This window comes from Campylobacter rectus (genome assembly GCF_004803795.1).
GTDB classification, from domain to species: Bacteria; Campylobacterota; Campylobacteria; order Campylobacterales; family Campylobacteraceae; genus Campylobacter_A; species Campylobacter_A rectus.
The window spans coordinates 1,129,474-1,145,987 of the sequence record NZ_CP012543.1; the positions used below are offsets into that span (position 1 = coordinate 1,129,474).

General features: G+C 48.2%; 13 protein-coding genes. 4 read left to right on the forward strand and 9 right to left on the reverse strand.

Translation table 11 applies throughout. The annotated features are described in order from the left end of the window. Window positions 1-268 precede the first annotated feature (268 nt). The 6 genes from CRECT_RS05380 to ileS form a co-directional block, all read right to left on the reverse strand. Window positions 269-1,081 (reverse strand): carbon-nitrogen hydrolase family protein, encoded by an 813-nt coding sequence (locus tag CRECT_RS05380; protein ID WP_004320612.1) that lies wholly within the window; start codon window positions 1,079-1,081, stop codon window positions 269-271. Further along, window positions 1,074-1,268 (reverse strand): exodeoxyribonuclease VII small subunit, encoded by a 195-nt coding sequence (xseB, locus tag CRECT_RS05385; RefSeq protein ID WP_004320601.1) that lies wholly within the window; start codon window positions 1,266-1,268, stop codon window positions 1,074-1,076. The genes CRECT_RS05380 and xseB overlap by 8 nt, the downstream gene beginning before the upstream one ends. After that, a complete protein-coding gene (gene metX / locus CRECT_RS05390) occupies window positions 1,261-2,361 on the reverse strand; it encodes a homoserine O-acetyltransferase MetX (RefSeq protein ID WP_004320609.1) in 1,101 nt (366 codons plus the stop codon). The genes xseB and metX overlap by 8 nt, the downstream gene beginning before the upstream one ends. Beyond that, window positions 2,361-3,809, reverse strand: coding sequence for an IMP dehydrogenase (gene guaB, locus CRECT_RS05395; RefSeq protein WP_171992678.1), 1,449 nt, complete (start codon window positions 3,807-3,809; stop codon window positions 2,361-2,363). The genes metX and guaB overlap by 1 nt, the downstream gene beginning before the upstream one ends. Before the next feature lie 4 nt (window positions 3,810-3,813). Next, window positions 3,814-5,172, reverse strand: a complete 1,359-nt coding sequence (gene gatA, locus CRECT_RS05400; protein WP_171992679.1) for an Asp-tRNA(Asn)/Glu-tRNA(Gln) amidotransferase subunit GatA — start codon at window positions 5,170-5,172, stop codon at window positions 3,814-3,816. 96 nt (window positions 5,173-5,268) lie between these two features. Continuing rightward, window positions 5,269-8,025, reverse strand: coding sequence for an isoleucine--tRNA ligase (gene ileS, locus CRECT_RS05405; protein WP_004320628.1), 2,757 nt, complete (start codon window positions 8,023-8,025; stop codon window positions 5,269-5,271). Window positions 8,026-8,146: 121 nt separating this feature from the next. On the opposite strand from ileS, the gene CRECT_RS05410 reads away from it, so the two are divergent. After that, the gene (locus tag CRECT_RS05410) at window positions 8,147-9,244 is read left to right on the forward strand and encodes a CinA family protein (protein WP_004320607.1); all 1,098 of its coding nucleotides are present in this window, start codon (window positions 8,147-8,149) and stop codon (window positions 9,242-9,244) included. 185 nt (window positions 9,245-9,429) lie between these two features. Here CRECT_RS05410 and CRECT_RS05415 read toward each other — a convergent pair whose 3' ends face one another. The 3 genes from CRECT_RS05415 to CRECT_RS05425 all read right to left on the reverse strand — a co-directional run bounded on the left by CRECT_RS05415 (window position 9,430) and on the right by CRECT_RS05425 (window position 12,115). Next, window positions 9,430-10,986 carry a disulfide bond formation protein B gene (locus CRECT_RS05415; protein WP_004320616.1) on the reverse strand — a complete coding sequence of 519 codons (1,557 nt, stop codon included), beginning with the start codon at window positions 10,984-10,986 and terminating at the stop codon, window positions 9,430-9,432. A gap of 9 nt (window positions 10,987-10,995) precedes the next feature. Further along, window positions 10,996-11,163 (reverse strand): hypothetical protein, encoded by a 168-nt coding sequence (locus CRECT_RS05420; protein WP_004320646.1) that lies wholly within the window; start codon window positions 11,161-11,163, stop codon window positions 10,996-10,998. A gap of 574 nt (window positions 11,164-11,737) precedes the next feature. Continuing rightward, entirely contained in the window at window positions 11,738-12,115 is a 378-nt protein-coding gene (locus tag CRECT_RS05425) for a rhodanese-like domain-containing protein (RefSeq protein WP_004320626.1), read from the reverse strand. Window positions 12,116-12,277: 162 nt separating this feature from the next. Between CRECT_RS05425 and CRECT_RS05430 the strand changes: the two genes are divergently transcribed. From CRECT_RS05430 to CRECT_RS05440, 3 genes are read left to right on the forward strand one after another with little or no spacing between them, the layout of a single operon-like run. Further along, window positions 12,278-13,279 (forward strand): Fe(3+) ABC transporter substrate-binding protein, encoded by a 1,002-nt coding sequence (locus tag CRECT_RS05430; protein WP_004320658.1) that lies wholly within the window; start codon window positions 12,278-12,280, stop codon window positions 13,277-13,279. Next, window positions 13,279-14,835 (forward strand): ABC transporter permease, encoded by a 1,557-nt coding sequence (locus CRECT_RS05435; RefSeq protein WP_004320611.1) that lies wholly within the window; start codon window positions 13,279-13,281, stop codon window positions 14,833-14,835. The genes CRECT_RS05430 and CRECT_RS05435 overlap by 1 nt, the downstream gene beginning before the upstream one ends. A gap of 3 nt (window positions 14,836-14,838) precedes the next feature. Beyond that, window positions 14,839-15,765 carry an ABC transporter ATP-binding protein gene (locus CRECT_RS05440; protein ID WP_004320665.1) on the forward strand — a complete coding sequence of 309 codons (927 nt, stop codon included), beginning with the start codon at window positions 14,839-14,841 and terminating at the stop codon, window positions 15,763-15,765. The last annotated feature ends 749 nt before the right edge of the window (window positions 15,766-16,514 follow it).

Here is a 16,514-nt window from a genome sequence, read left to right on the forward strand (position 1 = left end):
AAGCGCCGTAAAGAAAGCGGTTGCTCGCGCAGAAAATCAGAAAAACGGTGCGGCGAAATAAGCGTAAAATCGGTAAATTTAGCCTGCAAAAAACGTCTAAGCGGACGAAATTAACATCGCTAAAAACAAGCAGGGCAAGCCGTAAAATTTACCGTTATAAAAGCCCGCGCGGGCAGATATACCGGGAAAACACAAAAATCCGCCGTGTAAAAGATCAAAGCTGCAAAAAGCGGCAAATTTGACCCTATTTGCCGCCTAAAAACTAAATTTAGCCTAGTCTTTTATTTAAAATTTGGGGAAATCCCCACAGGTGTCTAGCTTGCGCGAGTTCGGTTTTTTCGAGTTTTGCTACCATCATCTCTTCATTTTTGCCTAGTCGCGAAATCACCTCGCCAAATGGGCTAATCAGCATCGAATCTCCGTAAAAGCTCCACTGCTCGCCGCTTGCGGCCTTGTGATTGCCGACGCGGTTTACGCGCAGGACGTAGACGTTGTTTGTAAAGGCGCGGGTTTTTAGCAGCTCCTCCCAGCGCGACTCGCTAAAAAACGTGCATGCAGTGGGAACTACGACAGCATCGACCTTCTTGCGCGACATATACGTCCACGCCGCGTCAAAATGCGCCTCAAAGCCAAACATCACGCCTATTTTAAATTTCTCGTAGCTAAAGACGGGCAAATTTAGCTCGCCATCCTCTTTGTTAGCAAAAAATTTCGCCTCGTTCCAGTGCGGGTAGGGCATCAAGATCTGCTGCTCGTAAAAGCGCGACGATGCGGGGCTAAATCTCGCCGCGACCTTGACAAAGCCTTTGCCTTTGGGTAGTACGAGCGGAGCTAGGATTTCTAGATTGTATTTTTGCGCCATCGCGGCAAGCGCGTGCTTTTTGCGCTCGCTTTGCTCTTTGACGAGGCTTTTTGGCATGAGCTCTAGCTCTTTAAAAAAGCTGTTTAGCACGTACTCTCCGAGCACCACAAGCCTAGCGCCCTCATCGGCGCAAATCCTAAAATAATAGTCTAACCGCGACTCGCTCATGGGCTGGGTCGGCAGCTGTAAGGCGCAAACGGCTGCGGTCGCGTTATTCATCGTCTGCGTCCTTCACAACTAGCTTTGTGTTTTGTAGGATTTTGTCTGCTTCCTCGAGTAGCTTTTTGCCCTCTTTGTGCAGCTTGACGCTTTGCTCTAGGCTTAAATTTTCATCGCCGAGCTGTTTTAAAATTTCATTTGCTTTGGCGAGTTTGCTCTCAAAATCCTCGCTTAAATTTTCACTCATCTAAAACCTTTTTTATGATTTTTTCAAATTTATCCACTTCGACCAAAAACGCGTCGTGGCCGTAGTCGCTGTCTATCTCGTGGTAGTCGCACGCCTTGCCGATGCTGCACAGCGTCTCGTGCATCTCGCGCATGCAGCTTGGCGGAAATAGCATATCGCCGCTAAATGCAACCAGCGTAACCTTGGCGCAAATAGGCAAAAGAGCGTGCGCTAGGTCGTCGTAGTGGCGCGTGCAGTCAAAGATATTCATCATCTTTACGATATAAAGGTAGCTCAGCGGATCAAAGCGCTTGGGAAAGCCGTGGCCGTTGTACTCCATATAGCGATCGACCTGAAACCGCCCCGTAAGCTCGTAAAGGCCGTCGGTTTCGACGTAGTTGCGGCCGAATTTGGAGTCCATGGAGCTAGGCGAAAGAAAGCTGATGTGCCCTGCCATACGCCCTAGCGCCATGCCGGTTAGCCCCTGCGCGGCGATGTCGTTTTCGTCGTATTGACCGTCTTTGAAACCTGGATCGCGCAGGATGCCTTCGATCGCGATTTTGTTAAACGCGATCGCCCAGGCCTTGCTCTGATAGGTGCTGGCTAGGATGATGACGTTTTTGGCGAAATTTGGAAACTCGATCGCAAAACAAAGCGCCTGCATACCGCCTAGGCTGCCGCCCACGACCGCATGCGCGCTCTCTATGCCTAAGTGCTCAAAAAGCCTCATCTGCGCTTTTACGACGTCGCTGATGGTTAGCACCGGAAAGCGCAAACGATACTGCTTGCCCGTGCTTTTTTCGATACTTAGGGGGTTTGTCGAGCCGAAATTTGAACCGAGGATATTTACGCAGATGACGAAAAATTTGCTCGTATCTATGCCCTTACCCTCGCCCACTAGCGCGTCCCACCAGCCAAATTTCTGCTCGTTTTCATATCTACCTGCGGCGTGGTGGCTGCCCGTTAGCGCGTGGCAGACGACTATGACGTTGCTTTTATCCTCGTTTAGCTCGCCGTATGTTTCGTAAGCGAGCTCAAATTCGGGTAAAATTCGGCCGCTCTCCAGATAGAGCGGCTCGTCAAATTTTACTTTGCCGGTTTTTAAATTTAGCACTAATTGACTTTGTAGTTAGGGGCTTCTTGTGTTATGACGACGTCGTGGACGTGGCTCTCTTTTAGTCCCGCGCTCGTGATCTCGACGAACTGGGCTTTTTCCTGAAGCGTTTTGATATCTTTTGAGCCCATGTAGCCCATCGCGCTTCGTAGGCCGCCCACTAGCTGATGCACGACCTCTTTTATGCTACCCGCAAACGGTACGCGGCCCTCGATGCCTTCTGGCACGAGCTTGTCTTGAGCGGTGCCTTCTTGGAAATACCTATCGCTGCTGCCTTTCGTCATCGCGCCGATACTTCCCATGCCGCGGTAGACTTTATACTGGCGTCCTTGGAAGGTTATCACCTCGCCCGGAGTCTCCTCGCAGCCTGCTAGCAAGCTACCCGCCATCACGCAGCTAGCGCCTGCGGCTAGAGCTTTGGCTACGTCGCCCGAGTACTTTAGCCCGCCGTCTGCGATGACCGGGATGCCGTATTTTGCAGCCTCGGCCGAGCAGCTATCGACGGCGAAAATTTGAGGTACGCCAACGCCTGCTACTACGCGAGTGGTGCAGATAGAGCCCGGTCCTATGCCTACCTTGATACCGTCGGCGCCGGCTTCCGCTAGGTCTTTGACGGCGGCGGGATTTGCGATATTTCCGGCGACGACGTCCACTTTTAGCTCGGCTTTAACCTGTCTTAGCGTGTCTAGTACGCCTTTGGAGTGGCCGTGAGCGGAGTCTATTACGATAACGTCTGCTCCGGCTTCCGCTAGGGCTTTTGCCCTATCCATTTGCCCGACGCCGATGGCCGCCGCTACGCGGAGTCTGCCGTATGCGTCTTTGTTTGCGTTTGGATACTCTTTGCGTTTTTTTAGATCTTTTATGGTTATGAGGCCCTCTAGGTGGCCGTCTTTATCGACGATAGGTAGCTTTTCTACGCGGTTTTGAGAGAAAATTTTCTCCGCATCGTCTAGCGTGCAGCCCTTTGGAGCGGTGATTAGCGGGGCTTTGGTCATCCTATCTTTTACGAGGACGCTTCTGTCGTTTTCAAATCTCAAATCGCGGTTGGTTAGGATTCCTATCAGTTTATTTTCCTCGTCCACGACCGGAACGCCCGAGATGTGCAGATCCGCCATCATATCAAGCGCCACGCCTACGCTGGCGTTTGGCGAGATGGAGATAGGGTCGATGATCACGCCGCTTTCGCTTTTTTTGACGCGGCGGACCTCTTTGACCTGGCTTTGTATGTCCATATTTTTATGTATGACGCCGATACCGCCCAGGCGCGCCATCATGATCGCCGCACGGTGCTCGGTGACGGTGTCCATCGCAGCCGATACGATCGGGATGTTTAGCTCCACGTTTTTGCTAAAGCGCGTTTTTATATCGACTTGTTTAGGTAAAATCTCCGAGTACTGTGGGACGAGCAAAACGTCGTCAAAGGTGAGAGCCTTCGTAACTATCTTCATGCATTTATCCTTTTATAGAGTTTTCTAAACTAAGCGCGCCCTCTAGCAGCGTTTTTTCGTCCCACGCCTTTGCGATGAGCTGGGCCGAGACGTTTAGGCCGTCCGCGTCCTTGGCTACCGGAACAGAGATGGCGGGTAGACCGGCTAAATTTACGCTGATCGTATAGATGTCTGATAGATAGGAATCTAGGGGGTTTTTTAGTTCGCCGAATTTATACGCCGTGCTAGGGGCGACCGGCATCAAAATGAGGTCGCATTCGCTCAAAATTCGCTCATACTTGGCTTTAGTGTAGGCGCGAGCTTTTTGCGCTTTTATGTAGTATGCGTCGTAGTAGCCGCTGCTAAGCACGAAGGTACCGAGCAAAATTCGTTTTTTTACTTCTTCGCCAAATCCCTCCGAGCGCGAGTTGATGTAGAGCTCTTTTAAATTTTTAGCTTCGGCTCTGCGTCCGTATCTTATACCGTCGAAGCGGCTGAGATTTGCGCTGGCTTCGGCCGTGGCGATGATGTAGTAGGTCGCGATGTCGCATTTTGAGTTTTCTAAATTTTTATAGATTATTTTGTGGCCTGCGGCTTTTAAAATTTCGACCGCTTTTAAAAGCGCTTTTTTGGTCTCTTCCGAGGCTTCGTTTATGTAGTTTTCGATGACGCAGATCGTGAGTTTTTTATCCGCGTTTAGTTTGTCTGCGACGCCTTGGAATTTTATATCCGCGCTCGTGCTATCCTTGTCGTCGTGTCCCGCGATGATATCATATAGGATCGCGGCGTCTTCGACGTTTTGCGTTATCGGACCGATCTGATCCAGCGAGCTGGAGTATGAGCCCAGGCCGTAGCGGCTCACGCGTCCGTAGGTCGGCTTTAGTCCCACGCAACCGCAAAATGCCGCAGGCTGGCGTATCGAGCCGCCCGTATCGCTTCCTAGAGCAGCCACCGCTAGTCCCGCGCCTACTGCGGCAGCCGAGCCGCCCGAGCTGCCGCCCGCTACTCGCTCGCGGTTTAGAGGGTTTAGCGTTTTGCCGTAGTAGCTGTTTTCGGTCGTATTTCCCATGGCGAATTCGTCCATGTTTGTGCGGCCAAACGGCGCTAAGCCCGCTGATAGCAGCTTTTCTATAACCGTCGCGTTATATGGAGCTATGTAGCCTTGTAAAATTTTAGACGCGCACGTTACGCTCCAGCCTTTTACCTGGATGTTGTCTTTGATAGCGATCGGTATGCCCGCGCCCAGTTTGTCAAGCGGCAAATTTGCCAACTGCTCGACGTAAGCGCCAAGCTCCTTATCCGCGAAAATTTTCTTTTCCAGCTCGTTTCTAAGCTCGGCTACTTCGCCGGCGCTTAGCTTTAAAGCTTCTTTTAAAGTTATCATTTTTTATCCTTAAATTTATTTACCGCTACGATACCCGCGGCTGTGACCGCAAGGATGGCCGCGATAGTCGCCGCGACGAGCCAAGCGGAGATAGGCTCAGACATTTTTTAGTACCTTTTCGCATCTCGGGCAGGTTTCGCCGTCGTGCTTAGCGGTAAATTTCCAACATCTCGGGCATTTGTGTCGCGTCGATAAAACGAGTTTAAATTTATCGTTTCCGACGTCAAATTCGGCTAGGCTGTCGCTGCCGTCTAGGCTCTGGACGTCGCTAACCATATACCAGTCGCTGATCTCGTTTATGTCTTCGCTCAGGATCAAATTTGAGCTGGTTTGTAGCACGAGCTCGAGGGTCGATTTTATCTTTTTGTCTTTTTTGAGCACGTCGATTAGCTCGAAAAATTTCTCGCGGCTAGCGACTAGCAGCTCGTCGTCTACGTTAAACTCAAGCTCAAGCGGCGCGTACTCTAGATCAAAGGCGTCCGCCGAGCCGTTTTTGATGATACCCGGCGCATAGTCCATCGCCTCGTCCACGGTGTATGTGAGCGTCGGAGCGATGAGCGGCAGGAGCACTCTGGTGATTAGCGCCATCGCGCTTTGAGCCGAGCGGCGCGCGTCTGAGTCGCGAGCGTCGCAGTAGAGGCGGTCTTTGCAGATATCAAGGTATATGCCGCTTAAATCCGCGCTTAAGAAATTCATCAGCAGGCTAAAGCCCTTTGAAAAGTCGTAATTTCTAAACGCCGCTTCGGTCTCGTCGAATGTTTTTTTCGCGCGGCTTAGTATCCAGCGGTCAAGGATGTTGAAATTTGACGTTTCGATATCTTCTAGGTCGTTTACGTTGGCTAGTAGAAATCTTATCGTATTGCGTATTTTTCGGTATTGTTCGCTTACTTGCTTTAGGATGTTTTCGCTGATTTTTAGGTCGCTGGAGTAGTCGCTAAGCGCAACCCAAAGGCGTAAAATTTCCACGCCGTATGTCTTAGCCACGTTTGCCGGAGCTACGACGTTGCCTTTACTTTTACTCATCTTTTGACCGTTTTCATCGACTGTAAAGCCGTGTGTGAGCACGCTTCTATACGGCGCTCTTCCTTGTGCGGCGCAGCTTAGCAGTAGCGAGCTTTGAAACCAGCCTCTGTGCTGATCGCTACCTTCTAGATACATATCCGCAGGATAGCTACCCGCATCGTAGTCGCCGCTTTTTAGCACCGCAGCCCACGTCGAGCCGCTGTCAAACCAAACGTCGAGGATGTCCATAACTTTTTCTAAATTTTGCGGCTCAAATTTGCAGTTTGCCGGCAAGAGATCCTTGATCTCGCTATCCCACCACGCATCTGCGCCTTTTTGCTCAAATATCGCCGCGACGTTATCTAAAATTTCATCGTCAAATATCGGCTCTTTTGTATCTTTGCGTCTAAAAAACGCTATCGGCACGCCCCAGTCGCGTTGGCGAGAGATGCACCAGTCGGGACGATTTTCTATCATCGAGCCTATTCTTTTTACGCCGCTTGCAGGGTAAAATTTGACGTTTTCGAGCTCTTTTAGCGCGACTTCTCGCAGCGTTTTGCCCTCGATTTTAGGCTCGTCCATAGCGATAAACCACTGCTTTGTCGCACGGTAAATAACAGGCTTATGCGTCCTCCAGCAAAACGGATACGAGTGGACGAATTTGCTAACTTTTAGCAAATTTGAGCCTAGAAGCTCTAAAATTTTCTCGTTGGCTTTAAAGATATGCATGCCGATTAGCTCATCTACTACGCCGCTTGGGAATAATTTTTTTGCCTTTAGCGTCTCGTCGTATAATCCGCCCTCATCGACGGGCATAATGACTTCGATGCCGTATTTTAGGCTCACGTGGTAGTCGTCCTCGCCGTGACCGGGAGCGGTGTGTACTAGACCCGTACCGCCGTCCATCGTGACGTGATCGCCTAGGATAAATAGCGATTTTCTGCCGTTTAGCGGATTTACCGCGTGCAGGTTTTCAAGCTCGGTGGCGGCGAACTCTTTTAAAATTTCGCCCTTAGTTAGCCCTTCTTTTTCCAGTTCGCCAAGCATCTCTTTGGCAAATATCAAATTTTCAGACGTTAAAACGTAAATTTCGCTCGGACTTAGCGAGATGGCTTGGTTTGCCGGCAGCGTCCAAGGCGTGGTCGTCCAGATGACCGCGCGAGCGTCTTTTGCGCCGATTTTTGCGGCGGCTTCTTCGCCTAGCTTAAACGCGACGTAGATGCTGTAGTCCTCTTTATCCTCGTACTCAACCTCTGCCTCGGCTAGAGCGCTTCTAGCTGCCCAGCTCCAGTACACCGGCTTGCTTCGCTCGATCAAAAGTCCGCGCTTGGCGACCTTGCAAAGCGTTTTGTAAATTTCGGCTTCAAATTTAAATTTCATCGTTAGATACGGGTCGTCCCAGTCGCTGGCGACGCCTAGCTGTTTAAAGCTCTCCTTTTGCACGTCGATAAACTCTCTGGCGTGCTCGCGGCAAAGCTCGCGGATTTGCGTTTTGCTCAGGCTTTTTTTCTTATCGCCCAGTTTTACCTCGACTTGCTGCTCGATCGGTAGTCCGTGGCAGTCCCAGCCCGGCGTAAATCTTATGTTTTCGCCGAAGAAATAGTGCGTTTTTAAGATGATGTCTTTTAGGGTTTTGTTTAGCGCGTGTCCGATGTGGATGTTGCCGTTGGCGTAGGGAGGCCCGTCGTGCAGAGTGAAGCTTTTGGCGGCTTTTTGCCTTTTAGCTTTCATTTTTTCGTAGATTTTTCTATCGTCAAACCACGATTTTAAGCGTCTGGGTTCGTTTTCCGGCAGGTTGCCGCGCATGGGAAATTCGGTGTTTGGAAGCAATAATGTATCTTTGTAATCCATAGGTTCGCCTTGAAGTAAAAAATTGGTAGATTTTATCCAAACGGCGATTAAATGCTACTGAAAAAACGCTATTTTAAGCTAAATTTATGTAATATGTTTTCGGCTTTTAAAGGAGAAAACAGTGAAAAACGCACTACTGATCATCGGCGAAGATATCGGCGTAAACGCGCCTTTTTTAGATTATATTTTTTGCGCTTACAAGCGGCATTTCGGCGAGCTGGGCGAGTTTAGGTTCGTTAGCAAAAGCGACAAGGAGTTGCCGTTTATCATCGAGCATCTTTGCGCGCGCTCAGATAGTCTTTGTATCTACGCGTCGAGTAAAAACTGCTCCGTCGCGGCTAAAATTTTAGCTACGTTAAGCGGCGATATTTTGGAGCTAAAATCCCCGCAAATGCTAGCTCCCAGCAGAGCCGAGAAATTTAGCGACGATGGCTTTTTGATCAAACTAAATCAAACTTACGTAAATTTGCTAAAGGCTGATGCAAATCAAAAACTGCCTGCCATAGAGATCAAAACGCAGCGAGATTTCGGCTATTTTCATCTGGTCGATATCGACGAGGAGAGCGCGAAAATCCTGCTTGAACCGCTGGCAAAAACTTACGAAGTGCAGATTTATTCGTCTCAAATTTTGTCAAATTTGGCGTTAATCAGAGTGGAGGCGAACAAATTCGGCCAAACGAACGGCTTTATAAACGGCGCGAAAAATCTCTTTTCGGGCAAATTTTTTGAGGGCGAGGACGTTTTCCGCCACGTTGCTAGCACGCTTACGGCAAGCGGGCTCAAGCTTACGTTTGCCGAGTCTTGCACGGCCGGACTTGCCGCGGCGAAATTTGGTGCTTTTGCGGGGGTTTCGGCGGCGTTTAACGGCTCGCTAGTGACCTATGCAAACGAGATGAAACGCGACTGGCTGGGCGTTAGCGATGAAATTTTACAAACCTACGGCGCGGTGAGCGAGCAGTGCGTGATGGCGATGCTAAAAGGCGCGCTAAAGGCGAGCGAATCGGACTTTTCGCTAGCTATCAGCGGGATCGCGGGACCTGACGGCGGTAGCGAGGCAAAGCCGGTGGGGACGGTGTTTGTGGGGGCTTATGCAAAGGACGGCGAGCGTATCATCGAGAGGCTAAATTTAAACGGAGATCGCAACTACATAAGAGAGCAAAGCGCGCTGGCGGCGTATGTTTGCCTGCTAAAGCTAAAGCCGAGTTTATTTTTGGCGTAAATTCGGGTTAAATTTGCGCCGCTTGTTAAATTCGTCTCTGCTTGCTACGGGCGGTTTGCGGCGTAAATTTCACGTTCCAAGCTAAATTTGACGTTTTATATAGTTTGCTATGAAGCTCAAATTTGGCGAATAAAACAAAAAACCGTAAAAACGCCAAAATTTGATGCTTTTGCGTTGCTAGCGCCCTATATGTTAGGACTTTCTAACTCATACACGACGTCCTGTCCGCCCTCTACGCTTAGGATGAAGAGCGACTCGCCCTTGATCGCGATAGCGTGCATATCGCCGACGGCAGGCAGCTCGTAGGCATCCACTGCCTTCATCGTCTCTGCATCCACGACGAGTAGGGTGTTGTAGTTTTTGCTAAGCGCTAGAATTTTACCGTTTTTCACGTCGGCGCCGGTGATGTAATAGTCGTTTAGATCGCGTCCGTCTTTTAGCTCAAGCCCTGCGCTCGGTTTTAGTACGCTCTCGGCGCTTAAGGTTTGATCGTTTTTATCGACCTTTATGACGACGACTTTTTTTGAAACCTCATTCGGCACCGAGAACATATACATAAACTCGCTTGCAGGGTCGCTTGCGATCGATAGGACGTAGGCCTTTTTTGCCCTGACGGTTAGCACGGCGGGGCGATCTCTATACCACGAAGTCTTTAGCCCGCCGCTGCTTTCGCGGAAGGTATTCCACTCTTTAAATTTATCGATCTCGCCCTGCGGCGCTTTTTCCACCGCCCAAAGGGTTTTGTTAAAAGCGGTCGTAATGAGCTTGCCGTCTGCAAAGGTGCTATCGACGCTGTATCTGATGTCGTATCCGTTCGGTTTATCTAGGATCGCGCGGTGCGTTATGTTTTGCAGACTGCCGTCTAGAAAATATACTCCCGCAGCCGTCGAGACGACAGCGAACTCATCGCTTGCGGCGTCGTATGCGAGCCCGCCTGCGTTTCCTTGACCGAAGATCCCCGTCGCTTTAAACGCAAGCGGTTTTTTGCTTTTGATCTTAAGGGCTGGTTTTAAATTTTTCACGGCGCCGTCGTTTGGATTTTCGTTAAATTTAAACGCCCCTTCCTCTAAAGCGCCGGCGATATGGGGCATCTGCACTTTATTTTTGCCCGTAAGCGAAAATGGCCTTTGCAGCCTCGTCCAAATTTGAGCGGTCCATTTATCGCTCGCTTGAGCTAGATTTAAGCTTATCCTCTCGGGCTCGCCTTTGCCGCTAAAAGGCGGAACGCCCGTGGAGAAGAAGGCCTGAAAGGCGTTTGAGACGATGACGGCGAACGAGATCGCGACGATTGCGGTCGTGTATGCGCTAAAGGGGTTGAAGCTTTCGCTTTGCTCGTCTAGGTTTTGCACTTTCGGCGCAAAAAGCAACATCACGGGCATTACCAAAACGACGGCCCAATACACGAATGCGCCCCACGTGTAGGTGTGCGCGCCGAAGATCGCGTCGCCAAAGCCCATCCCCACGTCCCACGCAAAGCCGTCGAGCGAGGTATGGCGGATACTCATAAAAAGCCCGTATGCCGCGCAGATGAAGACCGCCGAGACGTATTTGATCTTGGCTCCGTAGCGCAAGATGAAAATGCCTAAAACGCCGATTAAGATCATGCCGATGCGCTCAAACCAGCATAGCGTGCAGGGGCTCTCGCCCACGACGTATCCGAGATAGATGTTTGCGATGCCTACGGGGATAGCGAGGATCAGTAAAACCGCCGTGGTCATCAGTAGGTTAAATCTCTTTTGCATGGCGTCCTCCTAATAGCTTCCAAATGGCAATACGGAAGGAAAACTCGCGATAAAATACATCGCAAAGCACAATCCTGCACCGATCATAAAGAGCCTAAAGGCAACTTTTTCTTTCGCGGGCTTTCGCCACACTAGCCATACGGCAGCCGCTAGCAAAACAAGGATCAGTAGTTCCATGCCGTTCTCCTTATCGTGAAAATAGTTATTGAATGGTAATGCAGCTAGGATAAAATTTTACTTAAATTTTAATATTACCTATGAAAATTTACATATTTTTGTAGTAATTTGTAGTTTGAAATTTGTATTTCAGTAAATAATAAACAAATAGTTAAGATGATTTTAAAATTATTTGAAAAACAAATCTTTAAATAGAGTGTGTGGGATTGTTAAAAATTTAATACAAATTTTATGGGTAAACTTGATGCGCCTGGCTTAAGTTTAAATCAAATTTTACGGTTCAAAGATAAATTTAGATTTTTGAGGTTTTAAAGTGAGTATTTTAAAATTTGGCATTGCTTTTTCGTCCCGGCGCAAAAATTCGCGCCGTAAGCTCAAATTTGACAGGCAAGCGCTCGTATCGCAATCCGCTTATCATTTAAGCCTTCCGCCAAATTTAAAATTTGACGGAGTTTTAGCGTTTTCAAGATGCGGGTTAGGGCGTGTAAATCTTTAAATTTAGCGTAAATTTAAGCCTAGCGCGAAAAATTCAAAAGCCTCGACGAAAATTTAAACCCGTTTAAATTTAGGCGGACTATTTTTGATACGGCACCGTTTCGTAGCCCTGATTTATGAGGCTGCCCATACCGCCGTCAAGATTTATTATATTTAGCTCGGCCGAGTCTATAATCATCGCCGCAATCGCGCTCCTGCGCCCGCTCCTGCATATGAGCGCGACGGGTTTTTTCAGATCGACTTGGCTTTTTATCTCGTTTAAAAATCCCTCTTTATCTCTCGGGTTAAAAGTGATGGTCTTTGCGCCCTTTATCACGCCCGTTTCCATCCATTCGCCGGGCGTCCTGATATCTACGATCTGCTCGTAGTTTTTGATCGCTTCGGGACTAACTTGCACCGTAGAAATTTCCGCAAAAGCCATCGCCGCAGCCACTCCTAAAAGTAAAATTTTTCTCATTTTTTCTCCTCAAATTTAACGGCGCGAATATTAGCACTTAAATTTAAACATTTTATCATCTCAAAATCACTCCTTAATAAATTTTTCCTTTTTAATAATTAATATTACTTTCATTGGTTAGTCGCTATAATCGCAAAATATACATCAATACAAAGGATAAAAATGAAAAAAAGTTTTTTCGCGCTTAGCTTGCTTTCAAGCTTTTTACTGGCTGCGGAGGTAAATATCTACTCTGCGCGCCACTACGACGCCGACAATGAGCTTTATAAGCTTTTCGAGCAAAAGACGGGCATCAAGGTAAATGCTACGCAGGCAAAAGCCGGCGAGCTAATCAAAAAGCTCGAAGTCGAAGGGGATAGCTCCGCGGCGGATATTTTCATCACTGCAGACGCGGGAAATTTCTACACCGCAAAATCTAAAGGCGTGTTGCAATCGGTCAAATCAGAAACTCTGGAAAAAATCGTGCCAGAGCAGTATAGAGATAACGACGGTCAGTGGTTTGCTATCTCAAAGCGCGCCAGGATCATCGTTTATGACAAAAGAGACTTTGATCCTAAAGGCATCAAGGATTACGAGGATTTGACAAAACCCGAGCTAAAAGGCAAACTGCTAATCAGAAGCGCGACGGCTCCGTATAGCAAGTCGCTGCTAGCTGCTATCATCGAGGCTGACGGTAAAGACGCGGCGGCTAAATGGGCGGAGGGCACGCTAAAAAATCTAGCCCGCGATCCAAAAGGCGGCGATAGGGATCAGGCTAAGGCCATCTACGCAGGCGAGGGCGACGTAGCGGTGATGAACACCTACTATATAGGCCTGATGCTAACCTCTCCGAAAGCCGAAGACGTAGAGGCTGCGAAGAATCTTGGCATAATTTTCCCAAATCAAGATAACCGCGGCACGCACGTAAATATCAGCGGTATCGCGCTAACAAAGGCAGCCAAAAATAAAGAAAACGCCGTTAAATTTATGGAGTTTATGGTGAGCCCTGAGGCGCAAAAGATACTCGCAGGTATAAATTTCGAGTATCCGATCAACGCAGAGGTCGAGCCTAGCGACATCGTGAAGGGCTTTGGCAAATTTAAAGAAGACTCCACTCCGCTTTATAAAAGCGTGCAAAACACGAACGAGGCTATTAAAATTTACGACGTAGCCGGTTGGAAATAATGAAAGTAAAATTCGGGGCGATTTTTATCGCCCTTGTTGTTTTGATCCCCATTTTTAGCATATTTTTCGAGATCGCTTTGGGCGACTACTCTTTGCTTGAGCATTTTTTTAAGTATCTTTTCGTAAGGTATCTTCAAGGAACTTTTTTTGTAGCTGCTGGCGTGCTGACTCTTAGCCTCGTCATAGCCGTAGTTTCGGCGTGGCTGGTGGCGAACTACCGCTTCGCGCTCTCAAATTTCTTTGAATATGCCTTAATGCTCCCGCTTGCGATTCCTGCTTATATATTTAGTTTTTGCTACGTCGGGATTATGGATTACGGAGGATATTTTCATCGAATTTTCGGCTTTAGGCTGGAGTTTATGAATATCTACGGAGCGATTTTCGTGCTCTCGATGTCGCTTTATCCATACATCTATATGTTTGCCAAAACCTCGTTTAAAACGCAGTCTGCAGCTCTTTTTGACGTTTGCAAAATTTATAAACTATCCGGTCTTGCCGTATTTTTTAGGGTTGCGATATTTCTGTCGCGTCCGGCGATCGTGGGCGGAGCGATGCTGGTGCTTATGGAGACGCTTAGCGACTACGGCACGGCGGCATATTACGGCGTGGAGACTTTTAGCGCGGGCATTTTTAAGTTATGGTTTGATATGGGCGACTCGTACTCCGCGTCCGTGCTAGCGGGGCTTTTGATGATGTTCGTGTTTATTTTGATGATATTTGAACACGTTAATAAAACCTCTAAAAAATATAGCTTCTCCGCGCACGACACCTCTAAATTTACGCAAAAAAAAGAGCTTGGCAAATTCGGCTCGGCAGCGGCGTTTTTATGGTGTTCGAGCGTGTTTTGCCTAGCGTTTGCGTTTCCTTTTATCTGGCTTTTGTATTGGAGCGTGCACGAGCTAGACAGCTTTAAATTTGAGTTTGTGCAGATGGCTCTAAATTCGCTGCTGATGGCGGTGATCGCGGCTATTTTGATCACGGCGGTGAGTTTTTTCCTCGTTTTTGCGACGAGACTTATAAAAAACAAAGCGCTAAATACTTTTTTGCTAAAATCCGTCTCGCTAGGCTACGCGCTGCCGGGCGCTAGTATCGGGCTTTGCGTGATGATAGTTTTTGGCTACGTTGATAGAAATTTCGGCACGCATCTGCTCTCGTCCAGTTTTGTGGTGCTTATTTTCGGTTACGTCGTGCGGTTTTTGGCGACCTCGATATATGCTATCGAGAGCGGATACGCCAAGATCCCGGCAAATATCGACGACGCCGCGCTTTTGCTAAACGACTCGCGGTTAAATTTGTTTTTCAAAGTGCATTTTCCGTTGCTTCGCCACTTTTTCTTTCTCTCGCTCATTGTCGTTTTTATCGACATCATTAAGGAACTGCCGCTTAGCCTCATTTTGCGGCCTTTGGGCTTTGAGACGCTTAGTATTAGGGCGTTTTTTTATGCTGCCGACGAGAGGCTTTACGCTGCGGCTCTGCCGTCGTTTCTCATCGTTTTGATGTCGCTAGTCGCCGTCTTTTGGCTCGAGATAATCTCCGGAAAAAAACAAGAAAGATAAAATATGGCTGAAATTTTAAAAATCATAAATTTAAACAAGAAATTCGGAAATTTAGAGGTTTTAAAGGACGTAAATTTAAGCCTTAACGAGGGCGAAATTTTAAGCGTCCTGGGCGATAGCGGCTGCGGTAAAAGCACGCTTTTGCGTATAATCGCAGGGCTTGAGACGCCAAACGGCGGCCAAATCGCCGTCAAGGAGGGCTGCGGCACCGCGATGATGTTTCAGAGCTACGCGCTTTTTCCGCATTTAAGCGTTTGCAAAAACGTGGAATTCGCACTGTGGCGACTGCCTAGTGCCGAGCGAGCCCAAAGGAGTGCGCAGCTGCTGGAGAAATTTAAAATCTCCGAGCTAAAAGACAAAACTCCCGATCAAATTTCGGGCGGTCAGGCGCAAAGGACGGCCTTTGCCAGAGCCGTAGCAAACCGCGAAAAGCTGCTTTTGCTCGACGAACCCTTCGCTAATCTCGATCGCAACTTAAAAAGCGCGCTAAGAGGCGAGCTAAAACAGATGATAAAGGCAAACGGCATCAGCGCGGTCATGGTAACACACGACAAGGAGGACGCCTTTTTGCTAAGCGACAAAATCGCGCTGATAAAAGGCGGCAAGGTTTTGGCTTTCGGCGCGCCTAGGGAGCTGTATTTTCACCCTGCGTCCTACGAAATCGCCTGCTTTTTGGGCGATATGAACTTAGTTAGCCCGCAGGATGCGCAAAACCTGCCCGCCGAATTTAAAGCGTGGCTGGAGCAAAGAAACTTTATGTTTCGCCCGGAGCTAATCATAAGCGGCGAAAAATACGAAGCAGACGTAGTCGAGGCAAAGTTTTTAGGCGCATTTTACGAGTTAAATTTGGACTTTTGCGGGGCCAAATTTAAAGCCGTCGTTAGCTCAAATTTGCAGATTTGCGATAAATTTAAATTTGATCTAGCTTAAATTTGACGGGTTTGGGTTAAAAGAGGTAAAATTTAACGTAAAAATCGCGAAAAATGCGCTTGCCGGCAGGCTCGGCTTTTTAAACGTTTGCCTATTAATCCTTGCCCAAGCCTTGCCGTTTATAAAATCCCCGCATTTTTGAGGCTTAAATTCGCGCGGCTATTTCTTTTATCGTTATGAGATTTTTTAGTCATCGCAACCTTTCGGACGGCGAAATAGTGACCGGCTCCTTGCCGGCAAATCAGTCCGTGAGTAAGTAGTTTTTGTGTTTTTATCGTCTAATTTCGCCAAAGCAGCGAAACGTAAATTTGATAAAAGAGAACCAAAGTCGGCTAAATTTGCAGTCAAAGCTTTAAAAATTATCTTAATCTTACTTGAGATTTTCGACAAACTCTCTCGACTATGCCAATACGTAAATAAATTTTAACACTAAGCAAATATCAAGTATGATTATTTCGGTGAGATAGGGATTGCGCGAGGCTTTTGGCAGGCGGAAATCTAGCGTCGCAGTGATGAGGGTGCCGACCGCGCAAAGCGCCGCGTAGCCTACAAATAGGACTTTTTGCGTGACGGCGGCGAGTTTTAAATTTTTTATCTAAAGCAAAAATGCAAGCACGCCGTGTCGCAAATAACGAAAAATAGGACCTTGCGCGTGCTAACGGGCGCGCATTTCGCGCTAAAACTTAGCAAAATCATCGCGCCGTCAATAGCGATAAAATGCGGTAAAGCTTAAACACGCCTCCGCCTGC